At 47.0% G+C, this 1,826-nt stretch carries 1 protein-coding gene; it reads right to left on the bottom strand.

The genetic code is table 11. The features are described from left to right. Window positions 1-324 precede the first annotated feature (324 nt). The gene (locus QUA62_RS29135) at window positions 325-1,314 is read right to left on the bottom strand and encodes a threo-3-hydroxy-L-aspartate ammonia-lyase (protein ID WP_333408272.1); all 990 of its coding nucleotides are present in this window, start codon (window positions 1,312-1,314) and stop codon (window positions 325-327) included. Window positions 1,315-1,826: the final 512 nt, after the last annotated feature.

Raw genomic sequence — 1,826 nt, 5'->3', positions numbered from 1 at the left:
GTTTACGCTTCAACCTGATTGCAGGTATCTATAACTATGAACTTAACCTTTCAGAATGACTTTTGCAAGAGGTCTACTCTTTAATTTGGTCAAATTTGTCAATATTTTGGGTGGGCATGAATATTTGACGTTTGCATGAATATTTGGCGTTTGCCCGAAAGTCCCCCGGGGGCTTTAACCCCCGTCTCACAAAGCAAGTCCACTTCAGTGGACTAAAGATAAAAATAAAAAATCCTTTCCAGTCGTTTTTAAAGGACTTTTGTTATTAGACACAGGTTTAAACGCCGGGGAGTTGCGGACTGACGAACTAACAAAGTGGCAGACTTAATTATAGTGAAAAAACCGATCTACTTCGCTCAAATCCACATTTCCCCCACTGACAATCACGCCAATCCTCGCATTTTCAGCCTGCACCACACCTGACAACAAAGCCGCCGCCGCTAACACTCCCGTCGGTTCCACAACTATCTTCATGCGTTCCCACATAAAAAACATTGTCTGGCGAATTGCATCTTCGGAAACTGTTGCCATATCGTCCACATAATGCAGCACCAAAGGAAAGGTTAATTTCCCCAAAGATGGCGTGCGCGCACCATCAGCAATCGTATCCGGGTTAGTAACAGTTTGCAGCGTTTTCGTGCGGAACGATCGCGCCGCATCGTCTGCTTGCTCGGGTTCTACTCCTATTACTTTACACTGCGGAGACAAAGTTTTTGTCGCGATCGCGCATCCCGACAGCAAACCCCCGCCACCGCAGCAAACCAGCAGCAAATCCAACTCCCCAACTTCTGCGATTAATTCCAGCGCCGCCGTACCTTGTCCCGCAATCACCCGCGCATCATTATAAGGAGGAATAATTGTCAAGTGCCGTTCTGCGGCAATTTTAGCCGCTAACTCTTCGCGGGAAACTTGAGTGCGATCGTACAAAATAATCTCTGCACCGTAGCCGCGAGTCGCCTCTTGCTTGACTTTTGGCGCATCTGCCGGCATGACAACAGTAGCAGGAATTTCTAGCAACCGTGCCGCAAGGGCGATCGCCTGCGCGTGATTTCCCGAAGAAAAAGTCAGCACTCCCCGCTGTTTTTCGGCTTCAGATAGCTGCATCAAAGCATTGCAAGCACCCCGAAATTTAAACGAACCCGTGCGCTGAAAGTTCTCGCACTTGAAAAATACCTGAGAATTTGTGCGTTTGTTGAAAGTTTCCGAAGTCAGCACCGGCGTCTTGAAAGTTTTGCCCTGCAAGCGATTTGCCGTCGCCTCCACATCGGCGAAACTTACTGACAAGGAATTGTGGGCCCAGAAGTCGGCACTCATAGATTTTATATTTGGGCGATCGAGGACTCTATTTGTAGGCGGGGGATTGCCCGCTTCACTCGTACCATTAAACTATAAATTTTTATCATTAGCTGTTGCGCTTAATTGTTAAAAAAGCTGTTGACTAAAATTAAAGCTATGACAATTTACTATCAAAAAGTAAAGGGCAGTTTGTACTTGCACAGGAGAGGGATTAATGAATACAAATTTAACCACCGCCCGATTAATTGTAGGGAAACGGCACGGCGCCGTATGCTGATTTCCGATAATATCAAATCCGTTGGCATCGGAATTATTCATCTCTCTCTTCCCTTTCTCTGTACCCTCTGTGTCCTCTGCGGTTTAATCATTCCGATACAACCGGAATCGATCTAACGGGTAAAATAAACCGGATTGGAGGGTGAAATTGCCCTCGCGAGTGCGATCGACTCTAACCGGAACTTACCCCCTGCGGGGTAGTTCCGTGGAACTCGAACGCATACTAGCTGTAGGTTTTGCCAATTCGATCGGCT

Source organism: Microcoleus sp. MON1_C1, from assembly GCF_036701945.1.
In the GTDB taxonomy this organism is placed as follows: domain Bacteria; phylum Cyanobacteriota; class Cyanobacteriia; order Cyanobacteriales; family Microcoleaceae; genus Microcoleus.
The sequence above is the reverse complement of the archived record's forward strand: the minus strand, read 5'-3'. Positions and strand labels throughout refer to the sequence as shown.